Origin of the sequence: Bacillus cereus group sp. MYBK5-2 (genome assembly GCF_051915685.1) — a bacterium.
GTDB classification, from domain to species: domain Bacteria; phylum Bacillota; class Bacilli; order Bacillales; family Bacillaceae_G; genus Bacillus_A; species Bacillus_A cereus.
The window spans coordinates 333099-352152 of sequence record NZ_JBQAFE010000004.1; the positions used below are offsets into that span (position 1 = coordinate 333099).

Genomic DNA, 19054 nt, shown 5'->3' on the forward strand with positions numbered 1-19054 from the left:
TATTTTTTAAATTTCACTAGAGTATAACATAACCATACTTACCTGTGACATTCTAATAACACTACTAAAAAATAGAAGAATGGCTTGTTTGCATACTCTAGTTCTTTTTATGTACAATGAAAGAAAGAAGCACCTTCATATAAGGGAGAGGACAAACTTTGTTCAACCAACAGTTAGTTAATTTACGCATTGATTTTGCATTTAAACAATTGTTTGGTACGAATGGTAGCGAAGATATTCTAATTGCATTTTTAAATGCTATGTTACAAGAGTCTTTAGAGTCGCCCATTGCTTCTCTACAACTAGAAGATCCACATTTACACAGGGAATATGAAGAGGATAAGTTATCGATTTTAGACATTTCAGCGACATTAGACACAGGAACAAAAGTTAATGTAGAAATACAACTCAATAATAATCACCATATGGTTAAACGCAGTTTATATTATTGGGGAAGACTATACACATCTCAACTACAAAAAGGGATGCCCTACAGTGCACTTCACAAAACCCTCACCATAAACTTACTAAACTTCGTAATGTTTTCGGAACACCTAGCCTTCCATACAACGAGCATATTATGGAATACACAACAACAAAAACTCCTGAGTGAAGACATAGAAATCCACATTATAGAAATTCCAAAGTTAACTGAACAATGGCATGAAGAAAAAGTAAATCCGTGGAAAGATCCATTTGTTCGTTGGCTTTTATTGCTTTCAGCAAATGAGGATGAGCACTTAACTAAACTATTGGAGGATATTGCTATGAACGAAGATCCTATTTTACAAAAAGCGATAAATAAATGGGAACGTATGAGTCAAGATTCTTCTTTCCGGCAAGCCTATGACGCAAGGGAGAAAGTTTTAATGGATGAAGCAGCAAAATTCGCCCATGCAGAGACAGAAGGAATAAAAAGAGGAATGGAACAAGGGATGAAACAAGGAATTAAAAAAGGAATTAAAAAAGGCATTGAAAAAGGCATTGAAAAAGGCATTGAAAAAGGCATTGAAAAAGGCATTGAACAAGGTCGAAAAGAAGGAGTTCAGCAGGGAAAAATTCAAATGATTAAAAATATGTATGATCTTGGTATACCACTTGAAACGATTGCTAAGGCAAGTAAATTAAGTTTGCATGAGATTGAGCATATTTTAGGACATAAATAGTGATAAAAAAAGAGCTTGAATAGTTTCAAGCTCTTTTTTTCAACTCTCCTCAATATCATCCAATTGAGTCTTATAACATTCATCACACTCTGACCTAGTAGGAAGAATCCCTCTTTCATCAGGTAATAAAACCCTCAAAACTTCTCGATCCATCTCTGCGAAAGACTTCATAATAATGGGATATCCTTCAATAATATTCGTATACTCAATCCCTTATTCAAACTTTTTTCCGCTCTTTATTTCTTCTATTATGGTACAAAAAACACTATGCGCGACTTCAGGATCCATATTTAATGCTATTTGTAAATCTTGATGATTAAACCATGCGTATGATAATTAGCATGGATGCCATCAATATCTTCTGCTAATATGCTATGCATGTATCATCCATACTCTTGTAGCATATTTTCTTCCCATGCATCTGCATCCTCTTCTAAATCTTCATCAAACAAATTCGGATCATACCACACGTCCTCGTAATCTCCAGCAATTAAAAATCTCCAACCAGGTGGTAACCCTAAATACTTCTTTATTTCAGGTGCCCATTCATCAATATGTTGAACATGTAAAGGAAGAAAGAAATCTTCTTCTGTCCCCATTTCTTCACCAGCCCAAATGTACCAACCTGTCGTTCCGTTTTCTATAGGCATTCGTAACCCATTAATCGGAACAATACCATCTTTCACATTTTGCGCTATTCCTAATTTCAAGTCATTCGGAGATTCTACATACTCCGCTTTATATTTATCACATATACTCCTCTGTTCTTTTATGTATTTTTCCATCCTTTTAGCACACTCCCCAATTTTTGAAAGATAGATTTCTTCGCCGAAGCACTCTCTAACTTCCATACCCCACACGGATTATAAAATGGATCTTCTTGTTCATAACGATTATCTATATAATGAGATAAAAGATACACTGGAGCATCTTCTATGAAACTAATTGTATCTCCATCTTTCAAATTAGGTTTTTCCAATATATTATGTAGGTTAAAATCATTCAATAAATCTACAGCTACTTCCGGATCTATCCCTCCGTCTAAAACAACGTCTGGTAGATTAAATGCTTGCATTCCACATGAATAATAACCGTCCTCTTCATCTCCAACTAAAGTTACAAGGTGCGAATACATCGGGAAGATTTCCTTATCCTCTGCAAGCTCTTGCCATTCTTCTTTCGAATAAGCCACACCTGCTGTTTCAACTTTTAAAGCAAGTCCACCTGCATTTAAAAGTTCCATTCCTACATCAATTACTTCTTGTAATCTCTCTGTATCGTCAACTTTCGCAATAACATACACTGTATAAGTATGCTTCTCCAACTCCTGAAGCAATTCTTCATCAAAACGCTCACCACCTGCATAGAAGAAAGCCTCTCTCAAAGAAGGGTCTTGTTCATATATATCAATTTCAAAGCCAATCTCTTTCTCCTTATGGTGCATCACATTTCCCGCTAATATATAGTTACTTTTACTCACAACTTCTTGTATTAATTCTGTTCTATCTTTCCATAAACCAGGTACTCCAATAACGATTTGTGTCTCCATTAATATGCTCCCTTTTCACTTTAAATCACTACAATATTTTTGGGTAATAAAAAAGCAAAGCTGAATGACTAAGCACATTCTACTAATCTTTTTTGGAATTCTTAAGAAATATGTAGCAAGTGTTTCTAATATATATTACTCTACGTTAACCTCTAGTTATTTCCACTTCAAGATTTATACTACCTATTAATTAGCACTACTCACTTTTATTAAAAATCTAATGAATTCTAAAAAGAAACTCAACTAAAGAACATAAGATTTTAAAGAAAAAATACCTACTCCGATTATTTATCGACACTTTTCCATTTTCTATTTCATAATCACTCAAAACAAATTACAATATATTTATACAAAAATACATTGTAAACAAAGTGTAATATCCACCTTGTTTATTAGTGTGAAATAAACAAAAAATCCTAAAATAAGAACGAACCGTTAAGTAATAATAACCAATATAAATAACACTATACACACCGATGCTAATTAGTAACGGAACTGCAATTTCATACGGAATAACTGTCGCTAATCCTTTTAGTGCAAATAAAGTGTGTATTATACCAACTACTAAAGGAATAAAGAAGATAAATCTCATTTGTTTTGCGATTGCCTTTTTCATTTCTTTTTTCGTGACACCGAGTTTTCAAAGGACGATGTCACGCTCTCGATCTATATGTGCTTCTGCCCTCTTTACATCCACAGTTTCTTCATTCTATTATAATTCGTGATGTTCTCTTTAAGTAACAGCATTGAGTATAGATATATTTTCTTAAAAAGAAATTCTATACTCATAAAAAAGCCTGCAGCTGTTACACTGCAGGCTTTCAAATACTCACTCTATTTTTTTGTTTAATAAATTAATTAAGCTAAATATGCTTGTTGTAACGCCTCTAAACCATCTTTATAAATTCCATAGAATAGATTAATTGCCTCTTCATCAGTAACCTCTACAGGAGTGAAGCTACCAGACCATTCAACTAATGATGTGTTAGCATCTTTCCCTTCTTTAACACGGATTGTAGATAAATAATTAGTTACAGGGAATGGTGCTTGCATAATTGAATATGTGTAGTAACGTTCTTTCTCATTAAATGCTTCTAAACGCTCTACAATCGCATCGCCATCAGGATTAGCTAAATGGCGTACACGTCCGCCTTCAGTTACTTTACTGCTAGGAATATACGGTAACCAATCTGGAAGTGCATCAAAACCTCCGATTAATTTCCATACTTGTTCAGGTGAAGCTGGAATTTGAATAGATGTAATAGTCTTTGCCATGTTAATTACTCTCCTTTTTATTTAACGTTGATTGGTAGTGGTGCATTAGCTGCAACTAGTTTTTGTTCACGCATTTCTTCCCAGAACGCTGCCGGAATCACTGTTTTTAATGCAGCTTGGTCTTCTGCAATTCGTTCCGGTTTACTTGCACCTGGAATAACAGCAGCAACTGCTGGATTAGCCAATGCAAATTGTAAAGCAGCAGCTTTAATACTGATTCCATGACGATCTGCAAGGTTTTTCATTTTATTAACTTTTGCAATGATTTCTGGTGACGCTTTTTGGTATTCGAAGTGAGCTCCTCCAGCAAGAACACCTGAGCTATATGGTCCACCAACAACAATGTCCATATTGTTTTTTACAGCCGCAGGCATTACGCGTTGTAACGCACGCTCATGGTCTAATAATGAATAGCGACCAGCTAGTAAAGAAACATTTGGTTTTGCTTCTTCTAAGTCCAGCATAAGTTCAATTGATTCTACTTTATTTACTCCAAGGCCCCAGCCTTTAATTACACCTTCATCACGCAATTGAGTAAGTGCACGGAATGCTCCTGTTCGAGCAATTTCAAATTGTGAAATCCACTCATCTCCATAAAAATCTTGTGCTACGTCATGAATATAAACAAAATCTAGACGATCTGTTTTTAAACGTTTTAAACTATCTTCAATAGAACGAAGAGTTGCGTCCGCACTGTAGTCGTTGATAATTTTATTTTTACGACCAAATTCGAACAGTCCGCCTTTTTCACCTAAATCACGTGTAGATGGATCTTCCAATTCATCTGAAATAATTCGACCTACTTTTGTACTTAAGAAGTACTCATCACGATTTCTTTTCGATAGTGCTTCACCAAGACGAATCTCTGCTAAACCAGATCCATAAAGTGGAGCTGTATCAAAGTAACGAACACCATTATCCCAAGCAGCATCCACTGTTGCGATTGCTTCTTCTTCCGGAATATTGCGGTACATATTACCTAGTGGTGCCGTACCAAAACCAAGTGTACCTTTTAATAAATCTTTCATTTAAAATCTCCTCCTAAAATCTATTTAAAAATGTTTAATGAATATCAATTAATGTGACAAGGACTGGCCGATCAAAGCACGATAGTTATGAAAAATAACATAGATGCTTTTTAGCTCCTCACTACTCATTTCCCTCTCACGTATGTAATTATGTCTTATCTACAACACAATAAAAAGTACGCACTTTAAAGTGTTATAGATACAAATAAGTAACAATTTTACGTTTCAACGTATGTAGCTCCAAAATAATTTCATTTAAAATGATTTTATTAAAAAAATACGCTATTCCTGCGGAGGTAACTGTAAAAGTTATTAGTGAGAAATGAAAAATTGTTCTTATTCTTCATTAAAAAAGGCAAAAACGAACCGAAATATGTTCGTTTTTGCCTTTTTACCTTCTCTAAAATATTAAATTACATTTCGAACAAAAAGGCGCAGCATTCCTTTTTCTAATTTTCACATCACATTTTGGGCAATATACATATCGCTCTTCTATCTTTTGTCGTTCTATCATATGTAAGGATACTATTCTCATACTGCACATAATCCCAATCAATATAAGGCTAACAATAAGTAGCATGCCTCTCACTCCTCCCCTCTAAATTTTACCATAAAATAACAAACCCGATTCTCTCATCAAGAATCGGGTTTATATTTACAATCCTAACTTTGCCTTCGCACCTTCAGGAATTTTCTCTATCGTTACTTGCACTTTGTCATGTAAAAACTTCCCTCTTGTAATTACATGCCAATACGAACCTTTCGGCAACTCATCAACCTCACTAATCGTAACTTCTTTTGCCTCACCTTTCTCATCATAAGCTTTCACTGTATACTCACGGCCTTTATTTCCACCTAATTCTTTTCCATCATTATCAATAATTGCGTAATGGTTCTCTAAATCAATAAATGGATTCACTCTATCAATCGTAGCACTCCCATTTAACAAATATGCCGCTCCTGCTATGATGACAAGTAATGATCCTAAAATAAATCTTTTCATCTATATTCCGCCTTTCATTATGTTTTTCTATAAGACCTTTCTAAGTATAGAGAGCATTTCTTAATAAAAACTCGTACGGTTTCTTAACTTTTTCTTAATGTAACAGGGCTTTGCATCAGCACTTCGATAAATAAATCCATATTAATAATAAAAGGAGGCTGCCGCCTCCTTTATTTACTCATCACTGTATTTCTTTTTTGTCTGTAAAAATAAAACACACTCACAATCAATGCAATGCTCCCGCCAAAATACACACCATACTCTATCGCAACTGCTACAATACTTTCAATATGTTGTCCAAATAAAGAACCTAGCACAAAGTAAACGAGTGTCCAAAGAAATCCTGTCATATAAGAATACAAAGCATACGTCTTAAATGACATGTTATTCATTCCAACTAAATACGGTACAACATGTCTTACAACTGGTATGAAGTAACTTGTAACTAATGCATAATGACCATACTTCTCTACCATCTCTTGCGATTTCACAACATACTTTGCTTTTTTCTTTTTCATTAGCTTATCAAGTACTTTTGTACCAAATATTTTCCCTAATATATAGCCTAAAGAAAGTCCGGACACAACGCCTAAATACGTTAATAAAAACGCAGGAATAACATTTAATATACCTAATGAAGATACAAATCCTCCGCTCATAACAATCATTTCATCTGGAATTGGCATACCGATAATACCTAACCATAAACAGAAAAATAATGCCCAATAACCGTACTGCTCAATATAGGATAATAATTCATGTAATTCCATTATGCATACGCTCTCCTTAGCTCTTTTTTACAGCTAAAGACGTAGGCTGGCGGGAAATTGAGCCATACTTTTTCTAGTGTAATTTCAGGGAAGAAATGCTGTATAAATCCTTTTTTCACAAGTGAATATTGAAATGTAATAAATTCACCATTCTCATGTATCGCTTCCATTACATTGTTTAAAATACGTTTTGAAACTTCTTCTGGTAAAGAAGTAAAAGGTAATCCCGATAAAACGTAATCCACGCATTCTATATGGAACTCTTCCATATACTTCTTTATATTTTCAGCTGAACCGTGCATAACAATGACGTTCTGCTCATCTTTAAATTTTCTCTTTAGCTCTTTGCAAAACACTTCATTAATTTCAATAAGAAGAAATATTGTTTCCTTCTTTTTTCTCTTCATAATCTCTTTCGTAAAGACCCCTGTACCAGGCCCTAACTCTACAATACATTTTGCTTTATTAAAATCAATTACATCGACCATTTTCTTTGCTAATATTTTTGAACTTGGCGCAATTGCACCAGTATGTTTCGGATGTTTCATAAATTCATGTAAGAATGTTATGAGTTGCATATAAACCTCTCCTCATTCGTTCGGTAGTTTTTAACTTGTGTCTAAGTATAACTATCGTTTCTTAATAAAAATTGAGGAAGTTTCTTAAGATTTTATGAAGAATAAAAAAACAGCTATCGCCTGTAGCGATAGCTGCCCCTTATTACTTCGCACTCACGATCTTATAATAAGAACGAACAGTTAAGAAGTAATATCCAATATAAATAGCGCCGTATACTCCGATACTAATTAGAAGCGGAATCATAATTTCAAATGGTAGTATGTTCCCTAAACCTTTTAATGCAAACAAGCTGTGCAGGATTCCGATTACTAACGGGATTGCAAAGATAAAGCTTACTTGTTTTGCAATAGCTTTTTTCATTTCTTGTTTTGTGACCCCTATTTTGTGAAGTACAACATAACGCTCACGATCAGCATTTGCTTCTGTTAATTGTTTAAAGTAAATGATAGAACCTGTTGCTAGTAAGAATACAAGCCCTAAGAACATTCCAATAAACATCATTAATCCTGTTCCTTCAAGCCCCATATGGAAACCAGTGTAGAAATCTCTAAATGATAACACCATTTCTGATTCACCAGCTGGCATCACTTTTGTTAATTTTTCCGTTAACACTTTACTGTTTTTCTCATCTTTCACATCAATATTTTTTACAATACGTGTTCCAAATGCTTGTTTCGCTTGTTCATACATTTCATCTGAAACGACAACAACTAATTCACCTAAATTTGTAATCGCAACGTCATTTGCACCTTGGATTTTTAATTGCTTCGTTTCGTTCCCAATTTGGAATACTGCTTTGTTTCCTTTATATTGTGGACTAAACTCATGTCCTTCAATATACGAACTATCATATATAAATGCTTCATCAGCAGCTACATTCACTGTTTCTGCGTCGATTTTCTTAGCAAGCTTATTAAATTCAGATTGAGACATAAATTGATATTTCTCTGAGATACTGTAGTTCATATTAAAGATGAAATCAACTTTATCTCCTTCAAACTTCCCTTTTACAGGAACTGTCTCAATTTCAAATTGATCTTTAATCGGATGATCTTTCTTCTCTTCTGCAAAAATCGCATTTACTTTCTTATCAAGCGCTGCATCTTTTTTCTCATAAGAATAGCTATATGGTGCAACTGCTTTTGATTGCGTAAATGTGTTGTAATACATCGTAACTGACGTACCAACCGCTGTTAATGTTACCGCACTTAAAATAGAAATTGTCGCAAGTGATTTTGCATTTCCTTTAATACGATATAGTAGCTGCGACGTCGTTACCATATTCATACCGTTATAAAACGCTGACTTATTATTTCTTGCACGTTTCAATACAAATACTGTGAAGAACATAAACAGTAAATAAGTCCCTGCTACTGTCGCTAATAAAATGTATAATGCAACGACCATAAAGTCTGCATATTTAACAGCCTTCATGAACATTAATGCTAAAAAATAACCTGAACCGATTAAGACAACTGAAATTAATGCCATAATAACTGATCCTTTTGGCATTGCTTCTCCTTCACGTTCGGCGCGGAAAAGTTCAATTAGCTTAAATCGATAAATTAAACGATATCCTTGAAGTGATGTATATAAAATAATCACAAAGAAAATAAGTGCTGTATCAATAATGGCAGCCATCGGTACTTCAAAATGAACATTTAAGTTTAATCCCATCATGCTTACTAGCAGTTCAAGGAATAATTTTGAAAGGACACTACCAATCGCAATACCGATAATTAAAGACATTAATCCCATTAACATATTTTCATAAAAGAGCATTTTACCAATTTGTCTTTTACGGATACCTAATAACGAATATAAGCCAACTTCTTTTTTACGTTTACGTGTAAAGAAACCGTTCGAATATATAATAAACACTGCTACGAAAATGATAAGCATGACACTTGAAACTTGGAACGCTCCGCTAATTTTTTTTGAAGCTTCTGCAGCTTTTTCCATTTGTGAATTGTATTGCAGTGCTTTAAATGTAAAATAAATAACGATACTAAAAATCATAGATGCAAAATATACAAAGTAGTCTTTAAAGTTCCGCTGTATGTTGCGGAGGGCAATGCTAGATAAGGTCATCAGCCATACCCCCAGAAATAGAAGACATTACATCAACAATTTTTTGGAAGAACTGTTTACGCGTCGATTCACCGCGGTGCAATTCTTTATATAGTTCACCATCTTTAATGAAAATAACTCGTTTACAATAACTTGCTGCAAATGCATCATGCGTTACCATTAAAATTGTTGAGTTATCATATTCATTTAACGACTTCATACTTTCAAGTAAATCTGTTGCTGATTTAGAATCAAGTGCTCCAGTTGGCTCGTCTCCGAAAATCATACTTGGATTTGTAACAATCGCACGTGATGCTGCGCAGCGCTGCTTCTGTCCACCAGATACTTGATATGGGAACTGACTTAAAATATGATCAATACCGAATTTCTTTGAGATTTCAAGAACGCGGCGATCAATCTCACTCGCTTTCACCTTTGATAACGCAAGTGGTAAAGCGATATTCTCTTTCACCGTTAACGTATCTAATAAGTTATAATCTTGGAAAATGAAACCTAAATGATCGCGGCGGAATAACGCTAACTTATCGTCATTCATTTTTACGATATCTTTTCCATCAATTAAAATTTCACCGTTCGTCGCATTATCAATTGTAGAAAGAACGTTTAGTAGAGTCGTCTTACCAGAACCTGAAGGTCCCATAATTCCAACGAACTCACCTTCTTTTACTTGTAAGTTAATACCTTTTAACGCTGCAAATTTATTACCACCCGTGTCATATACTTTTTCAATATTTTTTGCTTCTAGCACTGTTTTCATCTCGACATCCCTCATTTCATCTATTCTCTATTTTCAACTATATACACTCTCTACTCTTGCCACTATCGATGTTTCTTACACAAACATGACAGTTATGTAAGGCACATAAGTAAAGAAATCAAAAAGTTAACGTAATGAATTAAAGTACTTTGTTACTATAACATTGGGATATCATACCATCCATTCATTCTCCTTACAGGAACATTACAATTTTGTAAGGTAAAAAATGCACCTACAAAGTTGTGCACGAAATGTCGGATGGAGCTATTTCGTTCCTGCTATTCTATGTACAGAGGAGGTCATAATATGGATTCACTTAAAAATATGAATGCTGCAATGCGCTATATTGAAGATAACCTTACGAATGAAATTGATTTTAAAGAAGTTGCGAGGCTAGCTCTTTGTTCTGAGTATCACTTTAAAAGAATGTTTTCGTTTTTAGCAGGTATATCACTATCAGAATATATTCGCTGTAGACGTCTTACTCTCGCTGCCTTTGAACTAAAAAACAGCAATGTAAAAGTCATTGATATCGCTATAAAATATGGATACAACTCACCAGATTCATTCGCTCGTGCATTTCAAAACTTGCACGGTATAACACCTTCAGAAGCCCGAAATAGTAGCCATTCTTTGAAGGCTTATTCACCAATGACCTTCCAATTGTCCATTCAAGGAGGAAATGAAATGAACTATCGAATTGAAGAAAAAGAGCCCTTTCGAATTATAGGTATTACAAAACGAGTACCAATCGTTTTTAACGGTGTAAATGAAGAAATTGCTTCTATGTGGAAAAGTTTAAATCCAGAGTCCATTGAAATGTTAAAGTCACTTTCAAACATGGAACCGAATGGAATCATTAGTGCTTCTACTAACTTTTCTGAAGGAAGAATGGAGGAAAAAGGCGAACTCGATCACTACATTGGAGTAGCCACAACGAAAGATTGCCCAGAGCAATTCATACAACTTGAAGTCGCAGCTTCAACATGGGCCATATTTGAAGCTGTCGGTCTATTTCCTGATGCATTACAAAATGTGTGGGGACGTATTTATTCTGAATGGTTCCCTTCTTCGAACTATGAACTAGCGGAAGGACCGGAAATATTGTGGAATGAACAGAAAGATATATCTTCTCCAAACTTTAAAAGTGAAATTTGGATACCGGTTTTGAAGAAGTGATAAAAAAACAAAGCTGCTCTTCCCTAAAAGGAAAAGCAGCTTTATTTACATTTTCAACTCTTCTTTATAAATACTATATGACTTTATTGTTGATACGATAATGCATATTAATATCATTCCAATCCCTATAAAAATATTAAATGGATCTGGAAGCAAAGTCCCGGCATATATACAAAGTGAACCTATTACAAATACCCTCGAAGCAAATCGGTGTGTTTTCCTCCAAACTACAGGATTTTCTAATGTCCAGTCCATTCGAATGCCTACTAACCCGTTCGGCTTCGTTTGTTGCATGTAATTACCTAGTACAAGAAACAATGTTCCAAGCCCAAAATTAAATGCAATTGAGCCCGATGCAATATAATTAGACGCGGCTAATAGTGCAAATAAGTTACAACCGAATCCTATTAAAAGAATTGCATAATGGATTGCGGAAAGGACTTTAGCATGCTGTTTATACTTATCTTTCGTTACATCAATATACCCAAGAGCTAGCCATATCAAATACAGCAACATCATGCTACCTATTGAAACAGAACTTGCTTCTATTTTAGAAAAATATCCATCTACTACTCCTGCTGCATTATAATGGCGTGGAATTTGTTCTGGTAAATATGGCCATACAATATACCATCCAATTGCAATGCCAATAATTAAACTCCATGGTAATACGTGTCTTTTCATCCTCTCTCCCCCATAATTTTTTATTAGGCCCCTATTTCTTTTTTATAAGCAATATATGAATATCCCATCGTTAATCCTACTGCACCAATAATAATTCCAACCATTACGAAAGATTTCCACGCCACTGGTGCAAAAACACTTAAAATCATAATGATCCCCAATGCAACAAACACCTTTCCGCTAAAACGATGCGTTTTTCTCCACACTTCTTCGTTACTTAATGTCCACGGTGTTTTTATACCTACAAAGTAGTTTGGTTTACATTGTGGTAAATAGTTTCCGATGACTATAAATAAAATACCTACTAATAATTCCGGCACGCGATTAATGAATAAATTGTATCCTAATCCACTTGTAATAATATCTATATTCCCTACAAATAGTAGCAGTAGTATCCCGTTATTCATCATCATAAAAGCTTTAGAGAACTTCTCGTAATTTGCTTTCTTTGGGTCAATCTTTGGTAACACGTTTAGAAAAATATATAAAACAATCATAATTCCAATCATAGAAACCATTCCATACAATTTAGAAGAATATCCATCTACTTTACCGCCGCTCCAATGCGTTGCAATTGTATCCGGCAAATGTGGCCAAGCAAACGCCCAAGCTAAACAAGTTATAACAATTAATAAGATTGCAAAAAGATGTTTTCTCATTTCTCCTCTTCCCCCTTATTCGTAAACGTAAACACCCAAGTCAATAAATCTTGAAAGACCGTTGTGTTTAAAGAGTACATAACGAATTGGCCTTTCTTTTCATCTTGAATAAGTTCAGCATTTTTAAGTGCGTTTAAGTGGTGTGAAATACTTGGTTTTGTCATATTGAAATGTTCAGCAATCTCACCAGCGGTTAGATCGCCTTCTTTTAATAAGTCTAAAATTTTTCGCCTTGTTGGATCTGCTAATGCTTTGAATGCTTGATTCAATGTCTTTCTTCCTTTCGATAATTAGACATTTAGATATTTATCTAAATATTAAACCGATTATCGTTATTTGTCAATTTCATCCAGCGCCCTTTTTACTTTTCTCACTTTTAACCTATACTGTTTACTAGCTTATCTTTCAACATAATGAAAAGACTTGAAACACATGATACACTATAGCTACAATTGTTTTTTTGAGGAGGAATATACATATGTATAAAATTTTAATCGTTGAAGACGATCCAAATATTTCATCATTACTGCAATCTCACATTCAGAAGTACGGTTATGAGGCTGTGGTAGCGGAGAATTTCGATGATATTATGGAATCGTTTAACGCTGTGAAACCACATCTTGTTTTACTTGATGTAAACTTACCGAAATTCGATGGTTTCTACTGGTGCCGTCAAATTCGTCATGAATCTACTTGTCCAATTATTTTCATTTCAGCGCGTGCTGGTGAGATGGAACAAATTATGGCAATTGAAAGCGGTGCGGATGATTACATTACAAAACCATTCCACTACGACGTTGTAATGGCGAAAATTAAAGGACAATTACGCCGTATTTACGGTGATTATGCACCAAATATTTCTGAACGTATCGTTGAAGTAGAAGGTTTAAAACTATTTCCTGAACGCCCAGAGATTCATTTTGGATCTGAACAAGTTCTTTTAACGAAGAAAGAGGCAATTTTAGCAGAAATGTTATTATCTAAATTCCCTCGTACAGCGAGCCGTGAAGATTTATTAGCTGCGCTTTGGGATGACGAAAGTTTCGTTGAGGAAAATACATTAAACGTAAACATTACACGTCTTCGTAAAAAGTTTAATGAGCTTGGCATTGAGAACTCTATTGAAACAGTACGTGGACTTGGATATCGCTTTAACGCAACTTGGAGTGAATAAGCATGAAGCTATTTTTACGTGATCATTTTGCATTTTTTCTACTGTACGTATTAAACTTCGGTATCATTTTTGTTCTTTATGATGCAGTAGACGGATTTCAAAATAATAAATTTTACTTCGTCGTTTTAAGCCTATACTTATTTATTTGTTTCCTCGCTTATCGTTACGTTCGCAATCGTAGAATGTACCATAGATTAAGTGAGCAACCAGAAAAAATGGAAGATGCGTTTATTGAAAGAGCAACTGCTCCGATGCCTCACGGTGTCAATGAACTCGTACGTACGCAGTACCGTCTATTCCAAAAAGAACTACAATCGTATGAAGTAAAACAACAAGAACATCAATTATTCATTAACCATTGGGTACATCAAATGAAGACACCTGTTTCTGTTATGCAGCTTATGGTGCTAGAAATGGAAGACGAGCATTTAATTCCAAAGTTTAAAAAAGAATTAGAGCGTCTAAACCAAGGGCTTGATATGGCTTTATACATGGCTAGGTTAAATAACTTCCATGAAGATTTCCATGTCGAGACGATTTCATTAAAAGATACGGTAACAAAAAATATTAACGGATTAAAAGAACTATTCATTCGTAATGGTGTCTTCCCTGTTTTAGAAGTCCATTCTGATTTAAAAGTTGCTTCTGATGCGAAATGGCTAAAATTTATCATCTATCAGTTAATGACAAATGCTGTTCGTTACTCTGGGGAACGCGGAAAGAAAATATTCTTATCTGCTTACCGAAACGGAAAAGATATTATTTTAGAAGTTCGCGATGAAGGTGTTGGTATTCCGCAAGAAGATATTCGAAGAGTATTTGAACCATTTTACACTGGAAAAAACGGTCGCGCATTCGGAGAATCTACTGGTATGGGACTTTATATTGTAAGTAAAATTTGTGATTATTTAGGTCACTCTGTCAAACTAGATTCTGAAGTTGGTAAAGGAACGACGATTAAAGTCATCTTCCACAACGCTGCAAATAATCAAGCAGAACATACAGAGAAGGTGACCGAAGCATGATCGTAACATATGCAAGCAAAATGTATGAGAACTCACTCTCATACATTTTTTGCAATACAACTACTTCTATATCTTCTAGCCGGAGGTATAATCTATGACATTTTGGCAATTTGCATTTAAAAACGTCACGCGCAACTCAAGAGCTTATTTTGCTTACTTTGTAAGTAGCTCCTTTTCCATTGCTGTGTTCTTTTCGTTTGCTGTTTACTTATTCCATCCGAAATTACAAAACTTTGACATGACCTCTGAAATTTCAGGATTAATGATATTTTCAGAAGTAGTAATTGTATTTTTCTCTTTCTTCTTTTTACTATATTCCATTGGTACTTTTTTAAAAGTTAGAAAAAAACAATTTGGTGTTTTGACCATTTTAGGAATATCGAGAAAACAATTACATCGTCTTGTTTTTATGGAGAATATGTTAATCGGGATTTTATCTATCTTTTTCGGCATGCAGTTTGGAGTTGTTTTTTCTCAATTTTTCTTATTAGTAACAGCCAAACTTACGCATGTTCCAGGAATATATTTATACGGTCCTACTAACGCGTTTATTTTAACAACCATTGTTTTCCTTAGTCTTTTTATCATTGTATCTGCATTCACACCAATGCTTATTCGTACAAAAAAAGCAGTACACCTTTTAAAAACAAATGGTGGAAAACAAAAAGAAAGAAAACCATCCATACTTGTTTCATTATTTGGTGCGATTTGTTTATTTGGTGGTTATGCGTTAGCTGGAAATCCTAAATATTTCGTATCAGTAAGCCCGCAAATCGGTGTTATATATATGGTTTCAAGTATTTTCATTATCCCAACGCTTGTTACAATTGGAACATATTTCTTCTTTTCACAAATTAGTTTCTTACTTATTTATATTTTAAAGAAAAGAAGGAAGTTTTATATGAAACGGATTAATATGCTTTGGATTTCGGATTTAGCAAGCCGTATTCGAACGAATATTAATATGCTTTTTATTGTAGCGATGCTATCTACAATTGCTTTCACAATGATTACGTTTCTATATGGATTCGGGAAATTTATTAAGCTAGAGGTGAATAGAACTTCTCCTTTTCCAATTTCTTATTTTTCTTATGATGCGAACCCTTTTGTTACAGAACATTTAAATTGGCTTGAGCAACAATTACAAAAAGAGCATTTCCCTTATCAAAAAATAAAAGCTGATATATATGAAACACCACTAAAAGAAGATAAAGATATAGCTATTTATAATGACGTATACGCAATTAAGCAAAGTGACTATAACAAACTTGCAGATTCTTTACGAATGAAACAACTATTTATGGATGATAACGAAGCATATGTGCTAACAGGGACATCTTATATCACCATATTCAACGAATTTGAGCAAAGCTACAAAAGAGATTACATTACACTCTCTAGTACAAATACGAAATTACGAGTAAAAGGTTATGAGCATGTAAACGCAATCCCATCTGACTTTTCATATCAAACGATAGTGTTGCCTGATATTATCGTAAATAACTTACCTAACACCGTAAAACATATATCAGCATACAATTACAAAATTCAAAACTGGGAACAGACATATGAAATTGCTGATAATTTTATAGAAAAAGTGCAAAAAGATCGAAATAAATCCCAGTATGAAGGACCTCTTATTCGTTCCTTTGAATCAGCAGGATCGTTATACAAAATAACATCAGGCAGTGCTGCATTTTTCCTAATTGGGACATTTTTAGGAGTTATTTTCTTCATTGGAGCTGGTAGCGTTCTTTACTTTAGAATGTATACGGATTTGACGAACGAACAAGAGAAATATATAACGATTTCTAAAATCGGTGTAACAGATACAGAGATGAAACGATCTGCAACCATTCAACTTAGTATTTTATTTTTCATTCCGTACATTATGGCATCCATTCATACAATGTTCGCAACAAAAATGCTACAAGATGTAATTGGTTTATCTCTGTTCAAAGAAGTTTCAGCCGTTCTTATTATTTTTGGATTCGTTGAAATCGTATTTTTCTTATTCATTCGTTCACTTTATATGCAAAAATTATCACATTACACGAGTGGACAAAATATTTAAAACAAACTTGATGAAAAGAGTATCTCTCATACTCTTTTCATCTTCACCCTATTAGGAGGTTTAGGTGAATGACATTTTGGCAGTTTGCATTTAAAAACGTGACGCGGAACGCCAGAGCTTATTTCGCCTATTTTGTAAGCAGTGCGTTCTCCATTGCAATCTTTTTCTCATTTGCAGTTTATTTATTTCATCCGAAATTGCATATGACAGACGTTAATTATTATCTGAACATATTAATGACAATTTCAGAGGTTGTCATTGTGTTCTTTTCATTTTTCTTTTTACTGTATTCAATCGGGACGTTTTTAAAAGTACGAAAAAAACAGTTCGGGATTTTAACAGTACTTGGCATATCTCAAAAACAATTAAAACGACTCATATTTATAGAAAATATGTTAATTGGTGTTCTTTCTATATTTTTTGGCATTCAACTTGGAGTTGTCTTTTCACAGTTCTTTTTGTTAGTTACCGCCAAAATTACACACGTACCTGGTTTATATTTATATGGGCCTACAAGTGCTATCGTTTTAACTATCATCATCTTTCTTGGGCTCTTCATTCTCGTATCATCTTTTACACCGATGCTCATTCGTACGAGAAAAGCCGTACGTCTTTTGAAAGAAGGAACACAACAAAAAGAAAGAAAAGCATCCGTGCTCATCTCTCTATTTGGTGCGACGTGTTTAATATGTGGATATGCGTTAGCCGCAAATCCGTTGTATTTTATGTCGCTAGGTGACATCATTGGGCTTTTATATGCCGTCTCTAGTATATTTGTCATCCCATCCCTTATTGCAGCTGGAACATACTTTTTCTTTTCACAAATTAGTTTTTTACTTATTCGTATTTTAAAAACGCGAAGAACGTTTTATATGAAACGAATTAATATGCTTTGGATTTCTGATCTAGCATCACGTATTCGGACGAATATTAATATGCTCTTTATTGTGGCGATGTTATCGACGCTCGCTTTTACAATGATTACATTCTTATATGGATTCGGGAAGTTTACAAAGTTTGATGCGATTAGACAAAACCCTTTCCCGTTTACGTATTTATCGCATACTGAAAATACGTTAGCTGATGAACATTTAAACTGGTTAGAGCAGAAATTTAATGAAGAACACTTTACTTACACAAAATTTAAAACGGATATATATGAAGTATCTTCGGCTGAAGATAACACGCAGCTCTATTATGCCATTAAACAAAGTGACTATAATGTACTTGCTAAGGCTTTAAATTGGGAAACGCTCACAGTAAATAAGAATGAATCTTATATTCTTATGAAAGACTTAGATGATCAAGTTATTGGAACACTTCATAATAAAGAACAGAAAAATACTCTTACACTTACTCAAAACAATTTACAACTACAAGTGAAAGAATATAAAAGTTATAGCCCATTCCCAAACAGCTTAATATACAAATTACTCATACTATCTGATGAAAATGTAGAAGCCTTATCCACCGTTTCCAAACAAATGAGTGTATATAACTTCAAAGTTACAGATTGGGAAAAAGCACATAATATTGGTTCATCGTTTATAACAAAAATCGATAACGATAATGCAGCGATTCAAGCAGAGCATCCACCGTTCCATGCGAGTGAAGCGAGCGATTCTCTATATAAGACAAAACTAAATGTTGCCTCATTCTTCTTAATTGGTACTTTCTTAGGTGTTATTTTCTTTATCGGTGCTGGTAGTGTTCTTTACTTCCGAATGTATACAGATTTAACAAATGAGCAAGAAAAATATATAACGATTACGAAAATTGGCTTAACTGAGACTGAAATGAAACGTTCAGCGACAATTCAGCTTGCGATTCTTTTCTTCGTGCCTTACATTATGGCATCAATCCATACGATGTTTGCGACAAAGATGCTACAAGAAATATTACATCTCTCATTCTTCGCTGAAATTACAGTCGTACTTATGATTTTTGGAACAGTTGAAATTTTATTTTTCCTTTTAATTCGTTCCTTTTATATGCAAAAATTATCACAACACATTAAGTTTTAAAAAGTAGAAAGGTGATT

18 protein-coding genes and 2 pseudogenes are annotated in these 19054 nt (G+C 34.2%); 6 read left to right on the forward strand and 14 right to left on the reverse strand.

From position 1 onward, the window contains the following. Positions 1–158: 158 nt before the first annotated feature. A complete protein-coding gene (locus ACTFP3_RS17495; RefSeq protein WP_440010907.1) occupies positions 159–1166 on the forward strand; it encodes an Rpn family recombination-promoting nuclease/putative transposase in 1008 nt (335 codons plus the stop codon). Between the two features lie 39 nt (positions 1167–1205). On the opposite strand, the pseudogene ACTFP3_RS17500 reads toward ACTFP3_RS17495, so the two are convergent. The 11 genes and pseudogenes from ACTFP3_RS17500 to ACTFP3_RS17550 form a co-directional block, all read right to left on the reverse strand. Continuing rightward, positions 1206–1951, reverse strand: a pseudogene (locus ACTFP3_RS17500) (DUF4262 domain-containing protein). Then, a complete protein-coding gene (locus tag ACTFP3_RS17505; protein ID WP_086386038.1) occupies positions 1936–2715 on the reverse strand; it encodes a DUF4261 domain-containing protein in 780 nt (259 codons plus the stop codon). The pseudogene ACTFP3_RS17500 and the gene ACTFP3_RS17505 overlap by 16 nt, the downstream one beginning before the upstream one ends. A gap of 412 nt (positions 2716–3127) precedes the next feature. Beyond that, positions 3128–3394 (reverse strand): annotated as a pseudogene (locus tag ACTFP3_RS17510) (FtsX-like permease family protein); the annotation flags it as partial. 179 nt (positions 3395–3573) lie between these two features. Then, a complete protein-coding gene (locus ACTFP3_RS17515) occupies positions 3574–3990 on the reverse strand; it encodes an SRPBCC family protein (RefSeq protein WP_006929196.1) in 417 nt (138 codons plus the stop codon). Between the two features lie 17 nt (positions 3991–4007). Next, entirely contained in the window at positions 4008–5018 is a 1011-nt protein-coding gene (locus ACTFP3_RS17520; protein WP_006929197.1) for an aldo/keto reductase, read from the reverse strand. A gap of 400 nt (positions 5019–5418) precedes the next feature. Then, positions 5419–5598, reverse strand: coding sequence for a hypothetical protein (locus ACTFP3_RS17525; protein ID WP_153595550.1), 180 nt, complete (start codon positions 5596–5598; stop codon positions 5419–5421). Between the two features lie 75 nt (positions 5599–5673). After that, positions 5674–6021 carry a YxeA family protein gene (locus ACTFP3_RS17530; RefSeq protein ID WP_000819384.1) on the reverse strand — a complete coding sequence of 116 codons (348 nt, stop codon included), beginning with the start codon at positions 6019–6021 and terminating at the stop codon, positions 5674–5676. 170 nt (positions 6022–6191) lie between these two features. Continuing rightward, entirely contained in the window at positions 6192–6791 is a 600-nt protein-coding gene (locus ACTFP3_RS17535; RefSeq protein WP_440010910.1) for a DedA family protein, read from the reverse strand. Then, positions 6791–7369, reverse strand: a complete 579-nt coding sequence (locus tag ACTFP3_RS17540; protein ID WP_153595548.1) for an rRNA adenine N-6-methyltransferase family protein — start codon at positions 7367–7369, stop codon at positions 6791–6793. Before ACTFP3_RS17540 ends, ACTFP3_RS17535 begins: the two co-directional genes overlap by 1 nt. Before the next feature lie 142 nt (positions 7370–7511). After that, positions 7512–9461 (reverse strand): ABC transporter permease, encoded by a 1950-nt coding sequence (locus ACTFP3_RS17545; RefSeq protein ID WP_048656647.1) that lies wholly within the window; start codon positions 9459–9461, stop codon positions 7512–7514. Beyond that, on the reverse strand, positions 9448–10218 hold the full coding sequence (locus tag ACTFP3_RS17550) for an ABC transporter ATP-binding protein (RefSeq protein WP_000859655.1): 771 nt from the start codon (positions 10216–10218) through the stop codon (positions 9448–9450). The genes ACTFP3_RS17545 and ACTFP3_RS17550 overlap by 14 nt, the downstream gene beginning before the upstream one ends. Before the next feature lie 306 nt (positions 10219–10524). Here ACTFP3_RS17550 and ACTFP3_RS17555 point away from each other — a divergent pair, with 306 nt between their 5' ends. After that, on the forward strand, positions 10525–11397 hold the full coding sequence (locus ACTFP3_RS17555) for an AraC family transcriptional regulator (protein WP_000377718.1): 873 nt from the start codon (positions 10525–10527) through the stop codon (positions 11395–11397). Positions 11398–11442: 45 nt separating this feature from the next. Here ACTFP3_RS17555 and ACTFP3_RS17560 read toward each other — a convergent pair whose 3' ends face one another. From ACTFP3_RS17560 to ACTFP3_RS17570, 3 genes are read right to left on the reverse strand one after another with little or no spacing between them, the layout of a single operon-like run. Next, positions 11443–12081, reverse strand: coding sequence for an SdpI family protein (locus ACTFP3_RS17560; protein ID WP_440010913.1), 639 nt, complete (start codon positions 12079–12081; stop codon positions 11443–11445). Positions 12082–12104: 23 nt separating this feature from the next. Beyond that, positions 12105–12740, reverse strand: coding sequence for an SdpI family protein (locus ACTFP3_RS17565; RefSeq protein ID WP_006929204.1), 636 nt, complete (start codon positions 12738–12740; stop codon positions 12105–12107). Further along, entirely contained in the window at positions 12737–13009 is a 273-nt protein-coding gene (locus tag ACTFP3_RS17570) for an autorepressor SdpR family transcription factor (protein ID WP_006929205.1), read from the reverse strand. Before ACTFP3_RS17570 ends, ACTFP3_RS17565 begins: the two co-directional genes overlap by 4 nt. A 209-nt stretch (positions 13010–13218) precedes the next feature. On the opposite strand from ACTFP3_RS17570, the gene ACTFP3_RS17575 reads away from it, so the two are divergent. From ACTFP3_RS17575 to ACTFP3_RS17590, 4 genes are all read left to right on the forward strand, one after another. After that, complete coding sequence (locus ACTFP3_RS17575) at positions 13219–13914, forward strand: response regulator transcription factor (protein ID WP_000276738.1); 696 nt, start codon at positions 13219–13221, stop codon at positions 13912–13914. 2 nt (positions 13915–13916) lie between these two features. After that, entirely contained in the window at positions 13917–14939 is a 1023-nt protein-coding gene (locus ACTFP3_RS17580; protein WP_440010916.1) for a sensor histidine kinase, read from the forward strand. Positions 14940–15033: 94 nt separating this feature from the next. Further along, a complete protein-coding gene (locus tag ACTFP3_RS17585) occupies positions 15034–17013 on the forward strand; it encodes an ABC transporter permease (RefSeq protein ID WP_061113646.1) in 1980 nt (659 codons plus the stop codon). A 68-nt stretch (positions 17014–17081) separates the two neighbouring features. Continuing rightward, positions 17082–19037 carry an ABC transporter permease gene (locus ACTFP3_RS17590; RefSeq protein WP_044307054.1) on the forward strand — a complete coding sequence of 652 codons (1956 nt, stop codon included), beginning with the start codon at positions 17082–17084 and terminating at the stop codon, positions 19035–19037. The last annotated feature ends 17 nt before the right edge of the window (positions 19038–19054 follow it).

Coding starts and splice junctions, on each gene's coding strand:
- ACTFP3_RS17505 (WP_086386038.1), bottom strand. CDS start 2,715: ATGGAGACACAAATCGTTATTGGAGTACCTGGTTTATGGAAAGATAGA.
- ACTFP3_RS17515 (WP_006929196.1), bottom strand. CDS start 3,990: ATGGCAAAGACTATTACATCTATTCAAATTCCAGCTTCACCTGAACAA.
- ACTFP3_RS17520 (WP_006929197.1), bottom strand. CDS start 5,018: ATGAAAGATTTATTAAAAGGTACACTTGGTTTTGGTACGGCACCACTA.
- ACTFP3_RS17525 (WP_153595550.1), bottom strand. CDS start 5,598: ATGCTACTTATTGTTAGCCTTATATTGATTGGGATTATGTGCAGTATG.
- ACTFP3_RS17530 (WP_000819384.1), bottom strand. CDS start 6,021: ATGAAAAGATTTATTTTAGGATCATTACTTGTCATCATAGCAGGAGCG.
- ACTFP3_RS17535 (WP_440010910.1), bottom strand. CDS start 6,791: ATGGAATTACATGAATTATTATCCTATATTGAGCAGTACGGTTATTGG.
- ACTFP3_RS17540 (WP_153595548.1), bottom strand. CDS start 7,369: ATGCAACTCATAACATTCTTACATGAATTTATGAAACATCCGAAACAT.
- ACTFP3_RS17545 (WP_048656647.1), bottom strand. CDS start 9,461: ATGACCTTATCTAGCATTGCCCTCCGCAACATACAGCGGAACTTTAAA.
- ACTFP3_RS17550 (WP_000859655.1), bottom strand. CDS start 10,218: ATGAAAACAGTGCTAGAAGCAAAAAATATTGAAAAAGTATATGACACG.
- ACTFP3_RS17555 (WP_000377718.1), top strand. CDS start 10,525: ATGGATTCACTTAAAAATATGAATGCTGCAATGCGCTATATTGAAGAT.
- ACTFP3_RS17560 (WP_440010913.1), bottom strand. CDS start 12,081: ATGAAAAGACACGTATTACCATGGAGTTTAATTATTGGCATTGCAATT.
- ACTFP3_RS17565 (WP_006929204.1), bottom strand. CDS start 12,740: ATGAGAAAACATCTTTTTGCAATCTTATTAATTGTTATAACTTGTTTA.
- ACTFP3_RS17575 (WP_000276738.1), top strand. CDS start 13,219: ATGTATAAAATTTTAATCGTTGAAGACGATCCAAATATTTCATCATTA.
- ACTFP3_RS17580 (WP_440010916.1), top strand. CDS start 13,917: ATGAAGCTATTTTTACGTGATCATTTTGCATTTTTTCTACTGTACGTA.
- ACTFP3_RS17585 (WP_061113646.1), top strand. CDS start 15,034: ATGACATTTTGGCAATTTGCATTTAAAAACGTCACGCGCAACTCAAGA.
- ACTFP3_RS17590 (WP_044307054.1), top strand. CDS start 17,082: ATGACATTTTGGCAGTTTGCATTTAAAAACGTGACGCGGAACGCCAGA.